Raw genomic sequence first — 22051 nt, forward strand, 5'->3', positions numbered from 1 at the left:
ATAGCGCCGGAAGAGCGACCGGATCAGTTGCCGGAGTATTGCGAAATCAGTTCGAGCGCGCGGGCGCGCAAGCCGGTTCCGTCCAGACCTTTTTCATCCATCTCGGCGATCCAGGCGTCAGTGGTCGGCTGTGATGCTGCCTTCCATTCCGCAACCTGTTCCGGGCTCAGCGTGATGATGTTGTTGCCGCGTTCCATCGCCTGCTTGTGTGGCCCGTCATCATCGGCCTGCATCTGCTTGCCTGCGAAGGCCGAGAATTCAGCGCCCGAGTTGGCGTCGATGATGGCCTTCAGATCATCCGGCAATGCATCCCAGCGGTCCTTGTTCATCGCGAAGATGAAGGTGGTGGTATATAGCGTGTCGTCGCCAAAGGTCGTGTGGTTCCCGACCAGCTCGTTGACCTTCAGGGCGCCTGTCACTTCCCAGGGAATCACAGTTGCGTCGATCACGCCTTTAGACAGCGCTTCAGGTACCGCGGGAACAGGCATGCCAACGGGGGTTGCCCCAAGCGAGCTGAAAAGGCCGTTCGTTACGCGTGTCGGTGCGCGCAGCTTTACACCGTTCAGATCTTCGATGCTTTCGATCGGCTCCTTTGAATGGATTAGACCGGGCCCGTGCACCCAGAGCCCGAGAACTTTGAACTGCTTGAAGTCATCGTCCATCATGGTTTCTTCGGCCAGATCCCAATAGGCGCGTGAGACGGCTTCTGCATTCGTCATGGTGAACGGCAGTTCGAACACTTCGGTCCGGGGAAAGCGGCCCGGCGTATATCCGGACACCGTCCAGACAATGTCGGCCACACCATCAATGGCCTGGTCGATCAGTTCGGGGGGTTTGCCCCCAAGCTGCATGGACGGAAACCTTTGAATTTCGATCCGGCCATCCGAATCCGCTTCGACCTTGTCGGCCCAGACATCCAGAACGTTCTTGGGTACGTTGGCTTGTGCTGGCAGGAATTGGTGCATCCGCAGTGTCACTTCGGCCGCAATGGCAGTGGTTGACATGGCGCCAAAAGCAATCGCCGCCACTGCAGATTTGAGTATGGTTCTGCGCAAGTTGGTCATGGTCTCCTCCCTAGATGACCTATGAGTATCATCCCCTGTTCATGATTGCTCATATTAGTTATGTTTTATAACGATTTTGATCCACTTTCTTAGTGTTTGGTTTCAGGTCCTTTTCGGAAAACAGAATGCTCACACATGTGAACCTTTTCGTCGAAACGCTACGCAACAGACAGGTTATGCGCGGACGCCAAGTTATCCTCTCAGGATTACATTGCCCTCGGTTGGCTCAAAGGTAAATTGAGATTTCTTAGATTTTAGTTTCTGTTTTCGGTAACTAAAGCGCGAAAACGGTGGATTTGCTTTCCCTGTTTCAATTGGACCAGCGCCCGCGGTGGAATTCAAGACCGTGTGTTATCGTCGGTGGCAGCTTCAACTGCCTTGCCTGCGAGCTTCAGGAAAGTTTCGCGTTCATTCGGAGTTAGCCCTTCGAGGATCTCGCTTTGCAGGTCAATTACGACTGGCGCAGCTGCCGCTAGGATGTCTTTTCCTTTTTCGGATAAGGTGACCTCTCGCGCGCGTCTGTCACGTTGACTGACCGAGCGTTTGACGTAGTTTTTCTGCTCCAGCCGGTCGATAACCCCGCCGATTGTTGCGCGGTCATAGGCGATTTTCGCCGCGACTGTGGCCTGATCAATGCCGGGTTCGGCGCGAATTGTTTCAAGTGCTGCGAACTGAACGGATGTAAGGTCGATCCCGGCCTCCTGCATCCGGACCGAGAAAACGTGGGTTGAAATCTGATTAAGTCTGCGGATGAGGTGGCCCGCCATTCCGTAAATGCTCATTCAAAACCTCCGAAATCACTTTAAGCCGTCACTTTTTCCAGAACTACCGCGGCAATTAGTGAGTGTACATATCTTTGTTGACAAGAAATAGTAAGTATAGTTATTAAAATTGCGTAAACCTGCGGAGGAGGGGGCAATGCAATATTACGTTGATGGATTTCGTCCGGGTGATCCGGATATCAAACCGGCTGCGTTCGGTCACCACAACCACCCCGCAACCATCCCCGAAAAGGTTGATGTTCTGATAGCGGGTTGTGGACCGGCCGGGCTTTGCCTTGCGGCGCAACTGGCCGGGTTTGCAGCGATTTCGACAATGATCGTGGATCAAAAGCCGGGTCCGATGGAGAAAGGCCAGGCGGATGGCGTCAACGTCCGCTCGATGGAGATGTTTCAGGCGTTTGGTTTCGCTGAGAAAGTGAAGCGTGAAGCATATTGGGTCAACCAAACGGCATTCTGGACGCCCGATCCCACAAGCCCGGGCCACATCCGCCGGGCGGGCACGGTGCAGGACGTGGCCGACGATCAATCCGAGATGCCACATACCTTGATGAATCAGGCCCGGATTCATGAGCTGTTTCTGGACGTGATGAGAAACGCTCCAACGCGGCTGCAACCCCATTACGGGCTTCGTGTCAGCGATTTGACGATTGATACCGGTTCCACGGATCACCCTGTCAGGGCAGAGCTTGAACGCCTGGGCGAAAATGGCGACGTGGTTGAACGGCTTACAGTACGTGCGAACTATGTCGTAGGCTGTGACGGTGCACGCAGCAAAGTGCGCAGGGCTATCGGGGGTAAGCTGCAAGGCGACGCAGCACACCAGGCGTGGGGCGTTATGGACATATTGGCGAATTCCGATTTTCCCGATTTGCGGCGGAAATGCCTTGTTCAATCGGCTTCGGAAGGAAACGTTCTGATCCTTCCGCGCGAGGGCGGATACTTGTTCCGAATGTATGTCGAGCTTGACAAGCTGAACCCGGATGAGCGGGTCGCCAACCGCAATCTGACGGCTGACCATATCATCGCTGCCGCGAACCGGATCATGCGTCCTTTTTCCATCGACGTAAAAGAAGTCGTTTGGTGGTCGGTCTACGAGATTGGGCATAGGTTGACCGACAAGTTCGACGATGTCCCGCAGCATGAAATTGCAACACGCACCCCGCGCGTGTTCACGGCGGGCGACGCCTGCCACACGCATAGTCCCAAGGCAGGTCAGGGGATGAACGTGTCGATGGGCGATACTTTCAACCTGGGCTGGAAACTGGTGCATGTGCTGACGGGAAGATCAAAGCCTGATCTTCTTCACAGCTACTCGGCCGAGCGTTTGCAAGAGGCCAAAAGACTGGTCGAAACCGACCATAAATGGGCCCGGACCATGAGTGCACCACCGGGCGAGTCAGAGCTTGACGGCACTGATATGCCCCGATTTCAAAAACAGTTTATCGAAAATCTGGAATTCACCGGCGGGCTATCTGTTCACTATGGGCCTTCGGACTTGGTCGCCGAACCGGTTCACCAGCATCTGGCGCGTGGGCTGGTAATAGGCAAGCGATTTCATTCCGCACCAGTTGTCCGGCTTGCGGATGCCATGCCCATGCAATTGGGACATGTGGCCGAAACGGATGCGCGTTGGAGGCTCTATGCCTTCGCTGGACAGGGAGACGCAGGTACGCAAGGCGGATCGATCCATCGGCTTTGCGAGGCTTTGCAAAGCGATTCGAACTCTCCGCTCCGACGGTTTACGCGCCCATACGAAGACATCGACGGTTTGATAGACCTTCGGGCCATCTTCCCGCAGGATTTCAAATCGCTGAATTATGAAGATATGCCGTCTCTTTTGAAACCCGAGAAGGGCAGGTACCGCCTGCGCGACTTCGAAAAGGTTTTTTGTGTTGATCACAAGAGGCGCGAAGACATCTACGAAATGCGCGGAATTGACCGGATAAAGGGCTGTATGGTCGTCGTCAGGCCGGACCAATATGTGGCGCATATCCTGCCATTAGAGTGTCACGCTGACCTGTTTGACTTCTTCTCCAGGCTGTTTGTTTCGGGCGGCGGTTGATAAGTGCGACGTCTTAGACCGCAATGGACAGAGGCTCCGGGGGGAGAATGGATTGTTGCATCGGTGCATGGTTCGGCAAGATTACCGCCTGGGCAAATCTGGATTGGCACTTGAAGCCGCCCGTGTCGCAGGAAGGCTCTCTAGCCAGTCAGCTAAGCGCGGGTATTTCAGGACGCGTTTAACGCGGCCAGAACCTCGGTGCTCACCACAACACCGTCAGCCTCGGCTGCCGCCCGTTTGGCCAGACGCCCATCACCCGGAACACGGGCGTTCCCATTGCCGACAATTTCTGCGCAAATGCGCGCGATATATTGATTGAAGTCCGCGTTGCCGAACCGCGTCGGATCAATCGCTATCAGTGTCGCACCGCCTTTGATGTTAAGGGCTCCGAACGTCTCGCGTTCTTGATTGTCCACGGAAAGGGTTCCACCAGCCAGGGCGGCACCCAACACCTCAACCATGAAAGCGATTGCGGCGCCCTTGTGCTCGCCAAAAGGTAACAGGCTGCGGGTTTCCAGGATGGCGTTCGGGTCCGTACTGGGTTGGCCGTCAGGATCCAGCCCGGCGGGGCGGGGCAGGTCGTGCCCCTCGGCTGCGGCCATGCGGATATCCATCAAAGCAACCATTGAAGACGCCTGATCCCAGACTATCGGCGCACCGTCCTCGCGCGGGCAGGCAAAAGACATCGGGTTGGTGCCAAAAACCGGGCGCACCCCGCCTTGCGGCACCACCATGGACAATGAGTTGATCACGGCGAAAGCTACCAGACCAGCCTCGGCCAGCGGTTCGGTGTCAAACCGCAACGCGCCCAGATGGTGGCAATTTGCGCAGGTGAACGCGGCAATGCCGTATTCCTGCGCCATTTCGATCAACGTGTCGCGGGCTTCTGCTGCGGCGACCTGATAATATCCGTTATCGGCATCACCGCGCAGAACGCCCGGGGCAGCCTTTTCTATCTTGGGTTTCGCATTGCCGTTTGCATAGCCCGAGGTGAAGCTTTGGACATAGACCGGTAGCATACGCAATCCGTGGCTGCGCGGTCCGTCCCGCTCGGACCGGGTAACAATGTCGGCCAGAATATCGCTGCCCTGTGCGTTTACACCAGCAGAAGCTAGTACGGATTTCGCCAGCGCCCGAACCTCGGCAAGAGAAAGCGTTTTGGTCGATTGTTCGGTCATCATTTCAAATCCAGTCTTTTTACTTCAGGGGTTAGGCACGCGCACGCGCGTTGGTGGGATCAACGGCGCAAGTATCGATCACCTCGGCATCGCGCATTTCGTTATGGACCAACACCTGCATCCTTGTACCCGGCGCGGTCATATCGTTTGGTACAAGTGCCATCGCTATGTCGTGGTTGCAATAATAAGAGAACCCGCCCGACGTAACGCGCCCGATCAGTTCACCGTTTGCATAAACACCCTCATCGAACATCACCGAAGTTTCGCCAAAGGGAAGTTTCAACGTGACCAGCCGTTTGTGATTGCCCTCGCTTCTCTGCTTCTCCAGCGCCGCTTTTCCGATGAACTCGCGCCCCTCGGTGACAACAAACCGATCAAGGCTGGCCTCATACGGTGTCATGTCCTTGCAGATCTCGCGGTTGATGGCGCGATAGGATTTTTCAAGGCGCATGGATTCCAAAGCCTCAAGACCGAAGGGTTTTACACCGGCTTTCAAAAGCAGGTCGACAAGGTGGCGGTTATACCCGACAGGATGGTGCAGTTCCCAACCCAGCTCGCCTGCGTAAGATACCCGAAGCAGGTGAACGTCTTTGGAATAGCCCACTTCACCCTTTTGCGCAGAGAGCCAGGGAAAAGCAGCATTCGACAAATCGTTGTCGGTCAGCGGTTGCAAAATCTCGCGCGCCTTGGGACCGGCCAGAGCGATCACACCCAACTGTTCCGAAACGTCTTCAAGGATAACCGATTGATCTTGTGGTAACAGACGTTGCAGCTGATCCCAGTTATAGGCGCGCCAATTCGGGGTCGAGACCAGATAGAAATCATTCTCGGCATAGCGGACAACTGTGTATTCCGCATCCATGCCACCATTGGGGTTTAGCAAAAGCGACAGGCTCATCCGGCCCACCTTGGGCATTTTGTTTGCCATCAGACCGCCCAGCCACCGCGCTGCGCCGGGTCCGCGTACAGTAAACTTGGTCATCGGCGACATCTCGATGAACCCGGCCTCTTCGCGGGTGGTACGTACTTCCTCCTGAACGCGTTCCATGTGATTGGCGCGGCGGAAAGAATGTTCGGGGATCGCCTCTTGCGGCGATTTGGCGAACCAGCGCGGGAATTCATAGCCGTTGAAGCTGGTCCAGACTGCGCCATGCGCCGTCAGCAGATCGTAAGACCCCACGGTTTTCATTGGGCGCGCGTCCGGGAAATCTTCGCCGGGGATATGCGCGTTCATATGTGTGCCCCAGGTTTCGCGAACCTTATCCATGGTCCAGCGTTTGGAGGCGTAGTCAGAGAAACGACGCGGATCCAGTTCCGACATGTCCATGCCCGGATCACCATCGATGATCCAGCGGGCCAGCCGTTCGCCCACGGTGCCGCCCCACAGAATGCCACCGGGCATCCCTTCGGCCAGCCACAGATTTTTGTGCCCCGGCGCTGGTCCGGCAAGTGGCAATTCGTCCGGCGTCATTTGGAAGGGGCCGCGCGTGTTGGCCTTGATGCCCACCTCGCCTAGAACTGGCACCCGTTCGATTGCCCGCTCCCATTGGGTTTCAACGGCATCGAAATCCTCGGGCAAGAGGTCTGCGCCAAAGTCAGGTGGCACGTGGTCTTCGGCAAACAGCTTCAGGTCTTTGGTGAATTCATAGGGCCCGAACTGAATGCCGCCCACATCTTCACGCAGGTATGCGCCGTAATCCTCATCCCGCAAGATCGGGAACTCGGGAAGACCCTGCGCGCGACGTTCCTTGAGCAGCGGAACGGTTTCCGTGGTCCAGTATTGGTGAATGATGGGAATGCAGGGCAGGTCCAGCCCAACGCGCCGGGCATTTTCGCGGGCATAGTTGCCGGTGGCAAAAACCAGATGCTCGCACGTGATCTCTCCCTGATTGGTGGTCACTTTCCAATGACCGCTTTCCAGCTTTTCATACGCCCGTGCTTCGGTGTTTTGAAAGACCTTGGCACCTGCGTCCCGCGCCAGCTTTGCCATTGCCATGGTGATGTCGGCCGGGTTCACATAGCCGTCCTCGGTATGCAGAATACCGCCACGAATATGCTCGGACTGGCTCAGAAGGGGATGAACATCGGCAATTTCCGCCGGCGTCAAAAGTTTGCAGGGTACACCGGCGGCCTCGGCAATTGAGATATATGACTGGAATTCATCCCAACGTTCCTGGGTGTTGGCAACGCGCAGCTGACCCACTTTGCGCAAGCCTACCGATGCACCCATCTTCTGTTCGACTTCGGAATAGATGCGGATGGTTTCCATCGTCATCTTCGACACGTTATGGGACCGCACGAAGGTGACCAGCAGACCTGCGGCATGCCAGGTCGAGCCTGAGGTCAGCGTGGTCCGTTCCAGCATCACCGCATCGCTACAGCCGTGCTGTGTCAGCCCATACAGAATGGACGCGCCCACACATCCGCCGCCAACGACAACAACTTTGGCATGTGACTTCATTTGCCGATTTCCTTCTTGCGACTGATCATGGTGTCAGACGCTCTGCCTGCCCGAAATCAGTAAGATGAGAACGTTCCGAAGTTTTTACGGAAACATGGCGCCAGACAATCGCAAAAAATCTCTCCTGCGGCTTAGTTCAGGTCACCTCTCACCGGGTGCCTTCGCATTGGTCGCTGTCTGGGTCCCGGTCATTCGGTGCTGTCCAGCACGGCATCAATTTTTATGTGCCTTGTGTTGTTTCACCTTGTTATGTTAGCGCAAACTGTGCCAGTGAAACCTGATACCTTTGCAAAACTGGGTTTCTGTTGCCTACGTATTGCGGCTTACAAGTGGGAGGAGCAGGTGTATCTCGGTCTTGATTTGGGGACGTCAGGTCTTCGGGGAATTGTGGTCAGTGAAGACGGCGGCGTCGTTGCCGAGGCCGAAGCAAGCGTGAATACATCGACACCGCATCCGGGCTGGTCAGAGCAAGAACCTGCGGATTGGGTTGAAGCGTGTCAAAAGGTCGTTGCCCAGTTGCGCGGGCAAAACAACGCTGCGTTTTCGGCAGTGCGCGGCATTGGTCTGAGCGGACATATGCATGGCGCAACGCTTCTGGACCGAAATGGTAGCGTCTTGAGGCCCTGTATCCTTTGGAACGACACAAGGTCTGCCCGCGAAGCTGCCGAGCTGGATGCGCTTTCCGCGATGCGATCGATCACCGGAAACATCGTTTTTCCCGGTTTCACTGCGCCTAAACTGGAATGGGTGCGCAGGCATGAACCTGACGTTTTTGAAAAGATCGCCAAAGTCTTGCTCCCCAAAGATTATTTGCGCTTCTGGCTGACCGGAGAATACGTCAGCGACATGTCTGACAGCGCGGGTACCGCGTGGTTGGACGTCGGATGCCGTGAATGGTCGGAAACAGCGCTTGAGCTAAGCCACATGCGTCGGGATCAGATGCCCGAACTGGTCGAAGGCAGCGCCGCCGGGGGCGAGCTGAGGGCGGAGATTTTGCAGCACTGGGGTCTGACCGGACCCGTTGTTGTTGCAGGTGGGGCAGGTGACAACGCAGCGGCGGCCTGTGGTATTGGAAGCATCGCCGAAGGCAGCGGTTTTCTATCGCTGGGAACGTCGGGTGTGCTGCTGGTTGCCAAGGACAGTTACGCGCCCGCACCAGAAACGGCGGTTCATTGCTTCTGCCACGCGGTGCCGGAGCGCTGGATTCAAATGGGCGTCATCCTGTCGGCGACCAACAGCCTGAACTGGCTGTCCCGGAACCTCGGCCAATCCGTTGGTGCACTCGCATCGGCGTTGCCGGATACCGTCACCGGGCCGTCGAAGACAATGTTCCTGCCATACCTGTCGGGGGAACGTACCCCTCATAATGACAGCGCCATCCGGGGGGCATTCATGGGGCTGGATATTGCGTCAGATCCAGCGGATCTTGCACAGTCCGTGATGGAAGGTGTCTCGTTCGCGCTGCGTGATTGCCTTGAAGCCCTCAGGAGCACGGGAACAAAGCCTGAAAGCCTGATGGTCGTCGGCGGGGGTGCACGATCCCGGTTCTGGGTCGAGACGCTGGCAACTGTTCTGAACATTCCGCTTGCCTTGCCCAAAGGCAGTGAATTCGGAGCCGCCATCGGAGCGGCGCGCCTTGCTGCCTGTTCAGTAAATGGTGCAGACCCGGCGGAGCTCATGACATCGCCAGAAACCTCAGAAATTGTTCAGCCGCGCGCGGGGTTATTCGACGCCTATGAGGCTGAATATCAAAGATACCGCCGGTTCTATGCCGCTCTATCCCCCCTGTCTGCGCCATGATGAAGGGCGTCACTTCCCTACCCATCGAACAGGTTGTTCTGGAAGATGGTGTGATGTCGGTTTCCCTGCTGAGCTATGGGGCGATCACACAAGGGTGGTGGATCGGTGAAACGCCCTTGATCCTGGGCTATCCAAACCCGCAGGAATATCTGACCGACCCTTATTACATAGGCGCAATCGTGGGTCGCGTCGCCAATCGGATCGGTGGCGCAAAGTTTAATATGCAGGATGCCGCTTATCGCTTGACGGCGAATGAGGGGGAAAACACGCTGCATGGCGGTGTGGTCGGGCTGTCACGCAGCCACTGGATTATCAGGAAGACCAAGTCGAACCGTGCGGTTCTGTCCTTGACGTCACCTGACGGCGCTGACGGTTTTCCCGGAGAAATCAGGTTCGAGATTCATGTCGAGCTGGCTTTTCCACGGCTGAATTACACGATCACCGCATGGCCGGACCGGCCTACGCCGATCAGCATTGCGCAGCACAATTACTATACTCTTGGGTGCCAAAGCGGTATTCTTGACAGCCGATTGACCCTGAATTCCAAGCGGGTACTGGAACTGGACGACAGCTCCACTCCGACAGGCATCGTGGATGAGATCGAAAACCAAGCGCTGGATTTCTCATCCCCGCGCATTATCGGTGATGAGGGGCGCGGCATTGACCACTACTTCGTGTTTGAAGAGGCGGGCAATTTCAGTCGACCGGTTGCCACAGTCGAAACACCGTCAGGTTTACGCATGAATACCTACTCTGATCAGCCCGGCGCGCAGGTCTATTCCGCCGCGCACCTGTCCGATCCTTTCACGCCATGCGCAGGGCTTTGCATTGAGCCTTCCGGTTACACGGACGCTGTGAACCACCCATTGTTTCCGTCCGTCATCTATTCTCCGGACAATCCGTATAAACAAGTTCTGACGTTGGAAATCGCAGAGGATCAGGCATGAAAGTTGCGATATCGGTGTATGCTCTGGCCCTTTGCGTGACACTGTCGGCGGCGCAGGCGCAAGACCTCGGGCCGCTTCCTCAATTTGTAGAACCGGACCTTGTCAAGGTCGAACTGGGACAGTTGCTGTTTTACGACCCGATCCTGTCGGGGAACAAAAACATCAGCTGCGCCACTTGTCATCATCCGAAACTGGGAACGTCAGACGCGCTTTCTCTGGGTATCGGCGAAGGCGGTGTGGGGCTGGGTGCAACGCGCAGGCTTGATCAGGAAAACATGCCCGAGCAGCGCATTCCCCGAAATGCACCGGGGCTGTGGAACCTTGGGGCGCTGGAATTCACCACCTTCTTTCATGACGGGCGTCTTGAGGCAGACCCGTCACAGCCTGACGGGTTCCGAACGCCCTTGGGCACAGATATGAGGCCGGGCTTCCAATCTGCACTGGCCGCGCAAGCGATGTTCCCGGTCTTGTCGGCTGACGAAATGGCCGGCCACTATTCGGAAAACGAAGTGAGCAAAGCCGTACGTCTTGGGTTGCTGACCCAAAAGGACGGCGCATGGGAGCTTATCGCGGCGCGTGTTGCCGCAATCCCGGAATACAGGGCGCGCTTTGACCAGCTCGCGCCCGGAGAAGAGATCACTTTTACCGCAATCGCCAATATCATTGCCGATTTCATCGCCTTTGAATGGCGCGCTGACAACAGCCTGTTTGATCGCGCGATGCAGGGGAAAGAGGCGCTGCCCGAACAGGCACAAATGGGGCTCGACCTTTTTTACGGCAAAGCCGGGTGCAGCACCTGCCATTCCGGTTGGTTCCAGACGGATCATGGATTTCATTCTATCGCCATGCCGCAAATCGGGCCGGGAAAAGCCGCCCGGTTCGAGAACCATGTTCGCGATGACGGGCGATTGCGTGTGACGGGCAATGCGGATGACGCCTTCACATTTCGCACGCCATCCTTGCGCAATGTGACCCTTACGGCACCCTATGGTCACAACGGAGCCTACGCGCGGCTTGAAGATGTTGTCCGTCATCATCTGGATCCGGTCGCAGCTTTGCGCAGCTATTCGGTCGAAAAAGCAGCGTTGCCAGAGTTTCCGGGCGCGGATGATCAAAAAGCCTTGCTCGACCCCACGCTGACCGAGGCGATTGCAGCGTCGAATGAACTGGCCCCAATCAGCTTGAGTGATGACGAGGTGAACGCCATTCTGAGTTTCCTCAGTACACTGGAAGACCCGGCAGTCCGGCAGGGTGTGCCTGCGCATGTGCCCAGCGGTTTGCCTGTTGATCAATGATCATCGGTCGATGCGAAGCACTTGGTTGCTTCTGAAGGTCTGCCAATCACCAACTGTGCCGTCTGGCCAGATAACCCGCAGCGCCAGTTCGTCCGCGTTGCCCAGGCCAAAGTGGTGAAGCCCGGAGATGCCGCTTGCGTGACCGCCGCCAATGGTCACTTCCCGTGTTTGAATTCCGTCGGTGGTTTTAACCTCGATGAAGCTTCCGACAGCTGCGCGGTTGGGACGATCCTGGCCAAGATCAACCTGAATCCAGTTTCCAAGCTGTTGTTCGTTCTGAAATACCTCAAGCGCTGACCCGCGATTGACCACGACCAGATCAAGCGATCCATCCCCGTTCAGGTCCGCCAGGGCCCCACCGCGGGACTTGCCCATAGAGGCGACACCCGCCGCTGAGGCAGCTTCGAAAAACTGACCATTTGCGGATTGCAGCAACAGGTTGTTGGGGTCGGTTTGCGCCGCATCGGGCATCTGTTCGACATTGCCCTTGGCGACAAATATGTCGTCGCGCCCGTCGTTATTGACGTCGCCGAACTGCGCATGCCAGCCGGTTGACGGGCGACCATCGCCACCGACATGCGGCCTGTGCGCCGTTGTCCCTCGGTCATAAGTCGCGTCGCGCCATGTCGGCCCCTCTGCAGTGGGATCAAAGATCTGAAACTTCTGATCTCCCATCGAGGTCAGGTAAACATCCGGGAAGCCGTCCCCTGATATATCCCTTGATGCAATCCCCATGCCCCAGATCGAATAGGGCAGCCACCCATCTTCCGGCGCGTAAAGGCGTGGCGTGTCTTCCATAGCCCAAAGCTGCTCTTGCCCGCCGCGCACATAGTAATGGCGGTCGTTACTGACACGCAAGTCCGCGCGCCCGGTGCGCGCCCAGTCGGAAAACAGAATGGACAAGGAACAATGTCCCGGTACCAGGTGGAGAGGCGGGCCATAGGCCGTCCCTTCGGGGCGATACAAAAGCGTCGGCCCGCAGGTTTCAAACGGGCCATTGGGATTGGTTCGGTCGACATATGTTCCAAAAGCCAGTGTCGGCAGGGTTTGACCACTTTCCCAGGTGGCGGAAAAACCGGTGGTCCAGTGATCCTGAGACTGGAAATTCAACGAGGTGAACGGTTCAAATGCGCAATTCGCTTTGCCACGCAACAAAACGTCCTCGCCAACGCGCAAAACCGCCAGATCCAGAAACCCGTCCCCATCGATATCCACTGGGTAGGCGCCAGTCACGCCGGTCAGGGACAGTGCGCTTGGCGTTTCTGACCGAAAACTGACATCGGGTCCTGATGTGTTGACAAACAATTGCGCCGGGTTGGTTCCCCCTGCGGCAAACAGGTCGGACCGATCATCGCCATTGCAGTCGAAAACGGCGATGCCTCCGCCCACGAAGTGCTCCCACCCGCCGTCGTAAACATGGCTGGGGACGTCGATGCTGTGAAACTGCGGAAGGTTGATGTCGGCCGTGGCGGCAGACGCTGTCGCTAGCAGGATCGTCAGTTCAACTCGCATTTTCCGCCAGTTCCCTGACTTTCAGGATCGAGACTTGTTCGATCCCATAGGCTGCTGCCCCTTTTGCCCACATTGAATCCCCCCAATGGTTCACGTTGATTTCAGGCAGTGGCGCGTCAACGCTGACGACACCGTTTTTGATACGGGTCATCACTGCCTCAGAATGCAGGTATTCAAAGCTGCCTCGGGTGCCGGACAGGATGATACATTCCGGATCGAACAGATTGATCAAGTTGGAAAGCCCCATTCCAAACATCTGGCCAGCGCGGAACAGAACTGAAATGGACCGGGCATCACCGGATTGGGCGGCTGCGTGAATATCAGCAAGAGTGTGCGGGTCAGTAGCCCGGCTGGCAATGGTTGCCTCGCGGATCAGGGCATATTCCCCAACATAAGCTTCAAGGCATCCGCGTTGCCCGCACTGGCACAATGCGCCATCCAGCTGAACTTTGACATGCCCGAATTCCGCGCCGCAGCCGCGCTCGCCGCGATAAAGCTTGCCATCCAAAACAATGCCCAGACCAATGCCGTGTTCTATCGTGACAACCAGAAAGTTCTTCAGCCCTTTGCCAAGACCGAAAAGCTGTTCGGCCTTTGCAACCAGATTGGCGTCATTCTCGATAAATGCGGGGCAGGGGAGCGTTTGGGACAGAAGCGGGCTCAGATCCACGTTGCGCTCTGTCAGCGAAGATGACCAATGTACAAAATTCCGCTCTGCGTCGACCAGTCCGGCAATCCCGATGCAGACGCCGGAGACCTCTGTCAGGGACCAGCTTGCAGACGCGCAGGCCTGTTCCAGCGCCGTGCATATCTTTATTGCAAACGCCTCCGGGGCCATCCGGGCCTCTTCCAACGGATGTGTGTAGGAGATGATCTCGGTGCCTTCAAAATCGACCAGGATGACTGAAATCTGGTGCCGGGCCACTTTTACACCTGCAATCAAGTGACATCCGCCATGCAGTTTCAGCAGCACACGTGGTCTGCCGCGGCGCGCGGATTTTGACGGTGTTTCGCTTTCGATTTCCTGAATCAGACCAGCTGAAAGCAGATCTGACGTTGCCGCTGTCACTGTCGCTGGGCTGGTCTCAAGCGCGCTTGCAATGTCGATCCGCGATATCGCTCCGGTCGACCGGATTTGTTCCAGCACGCGCAAGCGGGTGATGTTTCGTTGATCCGTAGCGTTTGAAGAAACCTTGCTTTTCAGCATCCTGCCCTCGCGAATCTGGTGATTTCCCAAGCGTAAGCGGTTTTTCTTCTTTCGGGTAGCATAAATATTTTACTGACTGAAATAAATATGCTACTCAGAATTGTGAGAGCCACGAATCATGAAGCGATGGCTCGATAAACCGGGAGGAAATCATGAAACGAATTCTCAGCGCTTCTGCTGTGGCTGTCCTGATGGGGACGGTTGCGTTTGCAGAAACCACGGTCGGTGTCAGCTGGTCGAACTTCCAGGAAGAGCGCTGGAAAACCGATGAAGCGGCAATCAAAGCCGCGCTTGAGGCGGGCGGTGCCGAGTATATTTCGGCAGATGCGCAATCGTCGTCGGCCAAGCAGTTGTCGGATATTGAAAGTCTGATCGCCCAGGGCGTTGATGCGCTGATCATTCTGGCGCAGGATTCCCAGGCCATCGGACCGGCTGTTCAGGCAGCGGCCGACGAAGGTATCCCAGTCATCGCATATGACCGTCTGATCGAAGATGATCGGGCCTTCTACCTGACCTTTGACAATGTCGAAGTCGGTCGTATGCAGGCGCGTGCGGTGTTCGACGCCATGCCCAAGGGCAACTATGTGATGATCAAGGGCTCGCCCACCGACCCGAACGCGGATTTCCTGCGCGGTGGTCAACAGGAGATCATTCAGGGTGCTGTTGACAGTGGTGACATTGTGATCGTTGGCGAAGCCTATACCGACGGCTGGCTGCCTGCGAACGCGCAGCGCAACATGGAACAGATCCTGACCGCCAACGAAAACAAAGTTGATGCTGTGGTCGCGTCAAATGACGGAACCGCAGGCGGTGTAGTTGCTGCACTGACCGCACAAGGTATGGACGGCATTCCGGTGTCGGGTCAGGATGGCGACCATGCGGCGCTGAACCGGGTGGCCAAAGGCACGCAAACCGTTTCGGTCTGGAAAGACGCACGTGAGCTGGGCAAGGCCGCAGGTGAAATCGCGGTCGCGCTGAGCGGTGGAACGGCTGCGGCGGACGTCGAAGGCGCGGTCAGCTGGACTTCGCCCGGTGGGACTGAGATGACGTCTGTCTTCCTGGCGCCTGTGCCGATCACAAAAGACAACCTTTCCGTTGTGGTCGATGCTGGCTGGATTCCGCTGGAAGACCTGTGCCAAGGCGTCGAAAACGGCCCTGCACCCTGCAACTAAGTCAAGTCTCCAAACCATAACGTCTCTGGCCCGCAAGGCCGGGCCAGAGACCATAGCTGAACATGAAAGATCGGATATGACCGAAACTTCGTCTCAGCCGGTACCCCAAAAAGCAAAGGCCAACCTGTTCCAGCAACTGGAACTGGACATGCGGCTATTGGGCATGATCGGCGCCTTCATCATCCTGTGCATCGGCTTCAACATCGTAACGGATGGCCGTTTTCTGACGCCCAGAAACCTGTTCAACCTGTCGATCCAGACCGTCTCGGTCGCGATAATGGCCTGCGGCATGGTGTTCATTATCGTGATGCGCCACATTGATCTTTCGGTCGGCGCGCTGCTGGCGACCACATCCGCCGTCATGGCGATGACACAGACCGAACTTCTGCCGAACGTGCTGGGGTTAGGTTTAAATCACCCGGCGACTTGGGCAATCACCCTTGTTGTCGGCCTCGCAGTCGGAACCTTGATCGGCGCATTCCACGGTTGGATGGTAGGCTATCTGACCATACCGGCCTTTATCGTGACGCTTGGCGGTTTTCTGGTCTGGCGCAACGTCGCCTGGTACATGACAGACGGCCAGACAATCGGCCCGCTGGACAGCACGTTCCTGATATTTGGCGGAACCAACGGGACGTTGGGAACAACGGTCAGCCTTCTGTTCGGCCTTGCCGCCACCGCTATTGCGGTCTGGGCGTTGTGGAGCGGACGCCGCTCCAAGGCTGCCCATGGGTTCCCTGTGAAACCGGTTTGGGCCGAAACAACTTTGGCAGGGATCATTGGCATCGCCATTATGGGCTATGTCTTGATCGTCAACAGTTACTCGATCCCCACACGCAGGCTGGAACGTATGTTCGAAGCGCGGGGCGAGACCATGCCTGAAGGGCTTGTTGTGGGTTATGGTATCCCGATCTCGGTTCTGATCCTGATCCTTGTTGCAGTAACCTTGACTGTTGTGGCCCGCAAAACCCGATTTGGCCGCTATATCTTTGCCACGGGGGGCAACCCGGATGCGGCGGAACTGTCGGGCATCAACACCCGCATGATGACCGTCAAGATCTTTGCCCTGATGGGGTTTCTGTGTGCGCTGTCCGCGGTCGTGGCCTCGGCCCGTCTGGCCAACCACTCGAACGATATCGGCACATTGGATGAGCTGCGCGTGATTGCTGCGGCCGTGATCGGCGGCACCGCCTTGTCGGGCGGTATCGGTACGATCTACGGCGCGATCCTAGGCGCGCTGATCATGCAGGCGCTTCAATCGGGCATGGCTATGGTTGGCGTTGACGCACCGTTTCAGAACATCGTCGTGGGCACCGTTCTGGTTTTGGCCGTCTATATCGACATCGTCTATCGCAAACGTCTGGGAGCGAAATGATGCAAGCACAAGAAACACAGAACCAAACTTCGGGCCGAGGGTCCGGCCAGCCTCCTCTTGTCGAAATGCGCGATATCTCGATTTCGTTCGGCGGCATCAAGGCGGTGGACCGTGTCTCGGTCGACTTGTACCCGGGCGAGGTTGTGGGCCTTCTGGGCCACAACGGGGCCGGTAAATCTACGCTGATCAAGGTGCTTTCGGGTGCCTATCAGAAGGACCACGGAGAGATCCTGATCGACGGCAAGAAGGTTGAGATCAACAACCCCCGCGATGCGCGTGCCAACAATATCGAGACGATCTACCAGACGCTGGCCTTGGCGGACAATCTGGATGCAAGTTCGAACCTTTTCCTGGGGCGGGAGATGGTCACGCCCTTCGGGTTGGTCAACGATGCCGCGATGGAGGCCGAATGCCGCAAGATCATGGCACAGTTGAACCCGAACTTTCAGAAGTTCAATGACCCGGTCTCGGCGCTATCCGGCGGTCAGCGGCAGTCGGTGGCCATCGCGCGTGCGGTGTACTTCAACGCGCGTATCCTGATCATGGACGAGCCCACAGCCGCGCTTGGCCCACACGAAACACAGATGGTGGCGGACCTGATCCAACAGCTCAAGGCGCAGGGGATCGGGATATTCCTGATCGACCACGACGTGCATGCAGTGATGGAGTTGTGCGACCGGGCTTCGGTCATGAAAAACGGGCAACTGGTTGGCACTGTCGACATCGCCGATGTCACGGACGACGATCTGCTGTCGATGATCATTCTGGGCAAAAAGCCTGGCGAAAAGACGGAATGAGGTAAACGAGATGACGAGCGGTTTCTTTCAGGGGATCGAGCAGGTCCAATTCGAGGGCGAGAACAGTAAGAACCCACTCGCATTCCGTCACTACAACCCGGACGAGATCGTGATGGGTAAGCGCATGGAGGATCACCTGCGTTTTGCCGTGGCGTGGTGGCACTCGTTCGCCTGGGAAGGCGGGGATCCGTTTGGTGGCTCGACTTTTGAACGTCCATGGCATCCGCAAGATGACATGGGCCGCGCCAAAATGAAGGCCGATGTTGCCTTTGAGATGTTCGAGATCATTGGCCAGCCCTATTTCTGCTGGCATGACGCGGATGTCCGTCCCGAACAGGGCAGTTTTGCAGAAAACCTGCGAACGCTGAATGAGATCACTGACTATATCGGTGAAAAGATGCAGGTGTCTGGCACCAAGCTGTTGTGGGGCACAGCCAATATGTTCAGCCACCGTCGCTGGATGGGGGGTGCCAGCACCAACCCCGACCCTGATGTCTTTGCATTTGCCGCCGCCACGGTGAAATCCTGTTTGGACGCGACCCACAAGCTTGGCGGCGAGAATTATGTGCTTTGGGGCGGGCGCGAGGGCTACGAGACGCTGCTCAATACCGACATGAAGGCCGAACTGGATCATATGGGCCGGTTCCTGAACATGGTGGTCGAGTACAAGCACAAGATCGGCTTCAACGGCACGATCCTTGTAGAACCCAAACCGCAGGAGCCGTCCAAGCATCAATATGATTTCGATGCAGCAACCTGCATCGGTTTCCTGCGCAAGTACGGCCTTGAGGATGAGGTAAAGCTGAACCTGGAACAAGGGCACGCAATCCTGGCAGGACACAGCTTTGAACATGAGATCGCTGTTGCCTCGGCCGAAGGTATGCTTGGGTCCATCGACATGAACCGAAACGATTACCAGTCCGGGTGGGATACGGATCAGTTCCCCAACAACACGCCTGAAGTCGCGCTGGCTTATTACCACATCCTGAAAGCGGGCGGGTTTACCACGGGTGGTACCAATTTCGACGCCAAGCTTCGCAGGCAATCCATCGATGCCGAAGACCTGATCGCGGCGCATGTGGGCGGGATGGATATCTGCGCCCGGGGCCTGAAGGCGGCAGCTGCGATGCTTGAAGATGGTGGTCTGGAACAGGCGCTGGCCGACCGGTATGCAGGCTGGAAAACGCCTAAAGCTCTGGCGATGCTAACCTCTGGCCTCGACGAGATTGCAGCGCGGGTACTTGCCGAAGACCTCAATCCTCAGCCACGCTCGGGGCGTCAGGAAGTGCTTGAGAACTACGTGAACCGCTTTGTGTAATTCCGGTCGGCTGAGCCTGAACTGAAATATTCGGTGTACAAAGCCCCGGAAACGCGTGAGTTTACTTAGGCGTTGTCCGGGGCTTTCCCTTGTCGAACGCAGTGGCATCATGGGCCCGTCCGGGTCGCGCAGGTGGGACGACCAAAGACTTGGTGGAAAAATCGGCAGGTAAGGCAATCTTTCTAAGTGGCAACCTGATGCTACATGTGACGCGCATGTCGCTGACCACGAGCATTGGATTGATGGCGATATTTGCTGTCGATTTTGTCGATATGGTCTTTATCTCGATGCTGGGCAACGACGCGCTGGCCGCAGCGGTAGGTTATGCCGGGACGCTGCTGTTTTTCACCAACGCAATCAATATCGGTCTGTCGATTTCTGCCGGGGCGCTGGTCGCGCGTGAGTTGGGCGGCGGGCGGGCCGAACAGGCAAGGCAATACGCATCCAGTGTCGCCGTTCTGGGGCTGATCGTCGGGTTGGTTACCTCTGTTCTGGTGTTGCTGAACGTCAGCTTTCTGTTGTCGCTGCTTGGCGCAGAAGGCGAGGTTTTGCGGCTGGCGACGCGCTATGTGTCGATCATTCTGCCGACCATGTGGGTGATGTCGATTGCGATGGCGGCGATGGCTGTGCTGCGCGCGCACGGCGATGCGCGCCGATCAATGATGGCAACGATTTACGGCGGCGTTGTGAATGCAGTTCTTGACCCGATTTTGATCTTTGCCGTCGGGCTGGGGTTGGATGGGGCCGCGATAGCCTCGGTCCTGGCGCGGCTATGTATGTTAGGCGCAGCATTGTGGCCCGCGCTGCGGGTGCATCAGGGATTTGCACGCCCATCGCTGAAACAGGTGGCACAGGATTTTCGGCCCGTGCGGGCCATCGCAATCCCTGCCGTTCTGACGAATGTCGCCACGCCGATCGGGAATGCCATCGTAGTGCGGGAAATTGCACAGTTTGGAACGGATGCGGTTGCGGGCATGGCGGTGATTGGGCGGCTGTTGCCGGTGGCGTTTTCGGTCATCTTTGCGCTGTCCGGCGCGATAGGGCCAATCATCGGGCAGAATTTCGGGGCAGAAAAATTTGATCGCGTGCGTGCCGCGTTTTTGGCCGGGATCAAGTTCACCGCAATCTACGTTCTTTGCATGTCGGCCATTTTGTTTTTACTGCGTTCGCCAATTGCGAATTTGTTCGCAGCCCAGGGGGAAACGCGCGTACTGATTTATCTGTTCTGCGGCCCGCTGGCATTGGCTTCGTTCTTCAACGGTGTGATTTTTGTGACAAATGCCAGTTTCAACAATCTGGGCCATCCGGTCTATTCCACATGGATAAACTGGGGTCGTCACACTATTGGCACATGGGTGTTTGCCATGATTGGCTCACAAATCGCCGGGGCCTCGGGCGTTCTGCTGGGTCAGGCTTTTGGGGGCGTCATCTTTGCTGTCATAGGATGGGTTCTTGTCGCGCGCGTAGTGGCACGGCTGGAACGCGTGCAAACGCCCGAGCCTTTTGCCGATCAGGGGCGGCTTCACTCGCTGTTCGGGCGTCGCGGCTGGTAAGCGATCAGGTCAGTTCCCCTGATTGCGCGCTTCCAGCCGTTCCAGGTTGACCACTGTCGACAGCATCAGGCGGTCATGGCTCCAATCCCGTGTCTGCTGGATTGAGGCCGACCCCAGAGCCAAAAGCGCACCAAAGATCAGCGTCATTCCAAGGAACACTGCCGGTAGGGCAGGTACCGATGGCTGAACATCGGTCAGCGCGATTACACGTTGCCGCAACACGCGTTTTGCCTTGCCGCCTGTCACAAAGGCAACATTCAGAACGCGTGGGCTGTTGGTTGAGATTGTCCGGGCGCAATAGTCCAGCAGGCACGCCGTGTATTCCCGCGCATCAATCCGTTTGCGCGCAACAACCGACTGGTCGCAGGCCAACTCGCGCAGCCGGCCGAACTGATACTTGAGCATCAGATAGGCGGGGTTCCAGAACAACAGCGGACGCAGCAGCTCAAACCCCAGTTCCCATTCGACGTCACCCGTACGGATATGCTGAAACTCGTGGGCAAGTGCAAAACGCAACTCGCGCGGGGTGTCCAGCAGATGGCTGGGTAGAACGACGTGGCGGCGGCGAAGTCCTCGCACGGCAAAGGGCACAGTGATGCGATCGGAAAGTCGAATATCCACCTTGGCGGACCGCCGCCAAAGAAAACTGGAATTGACAGTCTGACGGATCGTCATTGCGTCCCGCAAGGCACGCGCAGCGTACACGGCTGCGATACAGGCAAGTATGGCGGCAACTAGGGTGATCACAGGCTGCTGTCCGGACAATGCCAGATCAACCCACCTTTCGCGGGTGTTCAGCAGTGCTTCGAACTGCGTGGCAGGCATTGCGATGTCACCGCGCAGATAGGCTGCAACGGCGATATCACCAAGGGCCACGACACTGCCCGGCCAAGCGTATGTCGCCAGCGACGACACGCAAACCGCGAGAAACGGACTGGCAAGAACACAGATGCACAAGGTCTTGAGCGCCCGCAACTGTGCGACATAGCCATTGCGCAGGGCGGTGCGGCTTAGGGCCGTGCGGGTCACCAGCCAGATCACCGCCGAAAAGGCCAGCACGATGTTGAGTTCGATGAATGCGTCGAGAACCGGTCTAACCGCTGTCATTTTGCAGTCTCCTCTCTACCAGTGCTCGAATTTCCTCCAGGTCGGCTTCGCTCAGCCCCGCGTCGTCGACCAGCCGCGCCACCAGTGTGGCGGGGGTGTCGTCGAAAAGCGTGCGCGACAGATTTTGAAGCGAACGGGCCTGATATCTGTCCTTTTCCAGAAGCGGCGTATAGATCAGGGTCTTTCCCGACTTGTGGCTTTCCACAAAACCCTTCTCGTCCAGAATGCGCAGGATCGTGGCCCCGGATGTATAGGCCAGGTTGCGTTCTGACGGCAGGCGGTCCAGGACATCACGCACCGAGCCTTGCCCGAGGGCCCAGAGCTCGTTCATGAACTCCAGTTCGACCTCGGTCAGCAGATTTGTTGTCTTTTTCTTTCGCATTGGTCTCGGTGTCGTCATGGTTAGTATGCCTGACAGACA

General features: G+C 57.1%; 17 protein-coding genes. 9 read left to right on the plus strand and 8 right to left on the minus strand.

What is annotated here, in order from left to right; all coding sequences use genetic code 11:
* Positions 1-23: 23 nt before the first annotated feature.
* Both ACR0M9_RS10550 and ACR0M9_RS10555 read right to left on the minus strand, forming a co-directional pair.
* Positions 24-1064 carry a TRAP transporter substrate-binding protein gene (locus ACR0M9_RS10550; RefSeq protein ID WP_480773536.1) on the minus strand — a complete coding sequence of 347 codons (1041 nt, stop codon included), beginning with the start codon at positions 1062-1064 and terminating at the stop codon, positions 24-26.
* A gap of 338 nt (positions 1065-1402) precedes the next feature.
* Positions 1403-1846, minus strand: coding sequence for a MarR family winged helix-turn-helix transcriptional regulator (locus ACR0M9_RS10555; protein ID WP_480773537.1), 444 nt, complete (start codon positions 1844-1846; stop codon positions 1403-1405).
* Between the two features lie 136 nt (positions 1847-1982).
* Between ACR0M9_RS10555 and ACR0M9_RS10560 the strand changes: the two genes are divergently transcribed.
* Positions 1983-3908, plus strand: coding sequence for an FAD-dependent monooxygenase (locus ACR0M9_RS10560; RefSeq protein ID WP_480773538.1), 1926 nt, complete (start codon positions 1983-1985; stop codon positions 3906-3908).
* Positions 3909-4075: 167 nt separating this feature from the next.
* Here the strand turns inward: ACR0M9_RS10560 and ACR0M9_RS10565 are convergent, their stop codons facing one another.
* Together ACR0M9_RS10565 and ACR0M9_RS10570 are read right to left on the minus strand one after the other, a co-directional pair.
* Positions 4076-5086 (minus strand): Ldh family oxidoreductase, encoded by a 1011-nt coding sequence (locus tag ACR0M9_RS10565; protein WP_209596692.1) that lies wholly within the window; start codon positions 5084-5086, stop codon positions 4076-4078.
* A gap of 31 nt (positions 5087-5117) precedes the next feature.
* Positions 5118-7547 carry a GcvT family protein gene (locus tag ACR0M9_RS10570; RefSeq protein ID WP_480773539.1) on the minus strand — a complete coding sequence of 810 codons (2430 nt, stop codon included), beginning with the start codon at positions 7545-7547 and terminating at the stop codon, positions 5118-5120.
* A 342-nt stretch (positions 7548-7889) separates the two neighbouring features.
* Here ACR0M9_RS10570 and xylB point away from each other — a divergent pair, with 342 nt between their 5' ends.
* The 3 genes from xylB to ACR0M9_RS10585 are packed head-to-tail and all read left to right on the plus strand — an operon-like array spanning position 7890 to position 11589.
* Positions 7890-9347, plus strand: coding sequence for a xylulokinase (gene xylB, locus ACR0M9_RS10575; RefSeq protein WP_480773540.1), 1458 nt, complete (start codon positions 7890-7892; stop codon positions 9345-9347).
* Positions 9347-10294, plus strand: coding sequence for an aldose epimerase family protein (locus tag ACR0M9_RS10580; RefSeq protein ID WP_480773541.1), 948 nt, complete (start codon positions 9347-9349; stop codon positions 10292-10294). Before xylB ends, ACR0M9_RS10580 begins: the two co-directional genes overlap by 1 nt.
* Positions 10291-11589 (plus strand): cytochrome-c peroxidase, encoded by a 1299-nt coding sequence (locus ACR0M9_RS10585; RefSeq protein ID WP_480773542.1) that lies wholly within the window; start codon positions 10291-10293, stop codon positions 11587-11589. The genes ACR0M9_RS10580 and ACR0M9_RS10585 overlap by 4 nt, the downstream gene beginning before the upstream one ends.
* Here ACR0M9_RS10585 and ACR0M9_RS10590 read toward each other — a convergent pair whose 3' ends face one another.
* Both ACR0M9_RS10590 and ACR0M9_RS10595 read right to left on the minus strand, forming a co-directional pair.
* Positions 11590-13101 (minus strand): CRTAC1 family protein, encoded by a 1512-nt coding sequence (locus ACR0M9_RS10590; RefSeq protein WP_480773543.1) that lies wholly within the window; start codon positions 13099-13101, stop codon positions 11590-11592.
* The gene (locus ACR0M9_RS10595) at positions 13091-14308 is read right to left on the minus strand and encodes an ROK family transcriptional regulator (protein WP_480773544.1); all 1218 of its coding nucleotides are present in this window, start codon (positions 14306-14308) and stop codon (positions 13091-13093) included. The genes ACR0M9_RS10590 and ACR0M9_RS10595 overlap by 11 nt, the downstream gene beginning before the upstream one ends.
* Positions 14309-14460: 152 nt before the next feature.
* Between ACR0M9_RS10595 and xylF the strand changes: the two genes are divergently transcribed.
* The 5 genes from xylF (at position 14461) to ACR0M9_RS10620 (ending at position 20523) form a co-directional block, all read left to right on the plus strand.
* Positions 14461-15480, plus strand: coding sequence for a D-xylose ABC transporter substrate-binding protein (xylF, locus tag ACR0M9_RS10600; RefSeq protein WP_267364640.1), 1020 nt, complete (start codon positions 14461-14463; stop codon positions 15478-15480).
* A gap of 76 nt (positions 15481-15556) precedes the next feature.
* A complete protein-coding gene (locus ACR0M9_RS10605) occupies positions 15557-16855 on the plus strand; it encodes a sugar ABC transporter permease (RefSeq protein ID WP_267364641.1) in 1299 nt (432 codons plus the stop codon).
* Positions 16855-17652, plus strand: coding sequence for an ATP-binding cassette domain-containing protein (locus ACR0M9_RS10610; protein ID WP_209504341.1), 798 nt, complete (start codon positions 16855-16857; stop codon positions 17650-17652). The genes ACR0M9_RS10605 and ACR0M9_RS10610 overlap by 1 nt, the downstream gene beginning before the upstream one ends.
* Positions 17653-17662: 10 nt before the next feature.
* Positions 17663-18970 (plus strand): xylose isomerase, encoded by a 1308-nt coding sequence (xylA, locus tag ACR0M9_RS10615; protein WP_480773545.1) that lies wholly within the window; start codon positions 17663-17665, stop codon positions 18968-18970.
* Between the two features lie 197 nt (positions 18971-19167).
* Positions 19168-20523 (plus strand): MATE family efflux transporter, encoded by a 1356-nt coding sequence (locus ACR0M9_RS10620; RefSeq protein WP_480481692.1) that lies wholly within the window; start codon positions 19168-19170, stop codon positions 20521-20523.
* A 9-nt stretch (positions 20524-20532) separates the two neighbouring features.
* Here the strand turns inward: ACR0M9_RS10620 and ACR0M9_RS10625 are convergent, their stop codons facing one another.
* On the minus strand, positions 20533-21630 hold the full coding sequence (locus ACR0M9_RS10625) for a M56 family metallopeptidase (protein WP_480486090.1): 1098 nt from the start codon (positions 21628-21630) through the stop codon (positions 20533-20535).
* Positions 21617-22012: a BlaI/MecI/CopY family transcriptional regulator gene (locus ACR0M9_RS10630; RefSeq protein WP_209504337.1), complete on the minus strand. Its 396-nt coding sequence runs from the start codon at positions 22010-22012 to the stop codon at positions 21617-21619. The genes ACR0M9_RS10625 and ACR0M9_RS10630 overlap by 14 nt, the downstream gene beginning before the upstream one ends.
* Between the last annotated feature and the right edge of the window lie 39 nt (positions 22013-22051).

The sequence above is a fragment of the Ruegeria sp. CH2 genome (assembly GCF_056537065.1).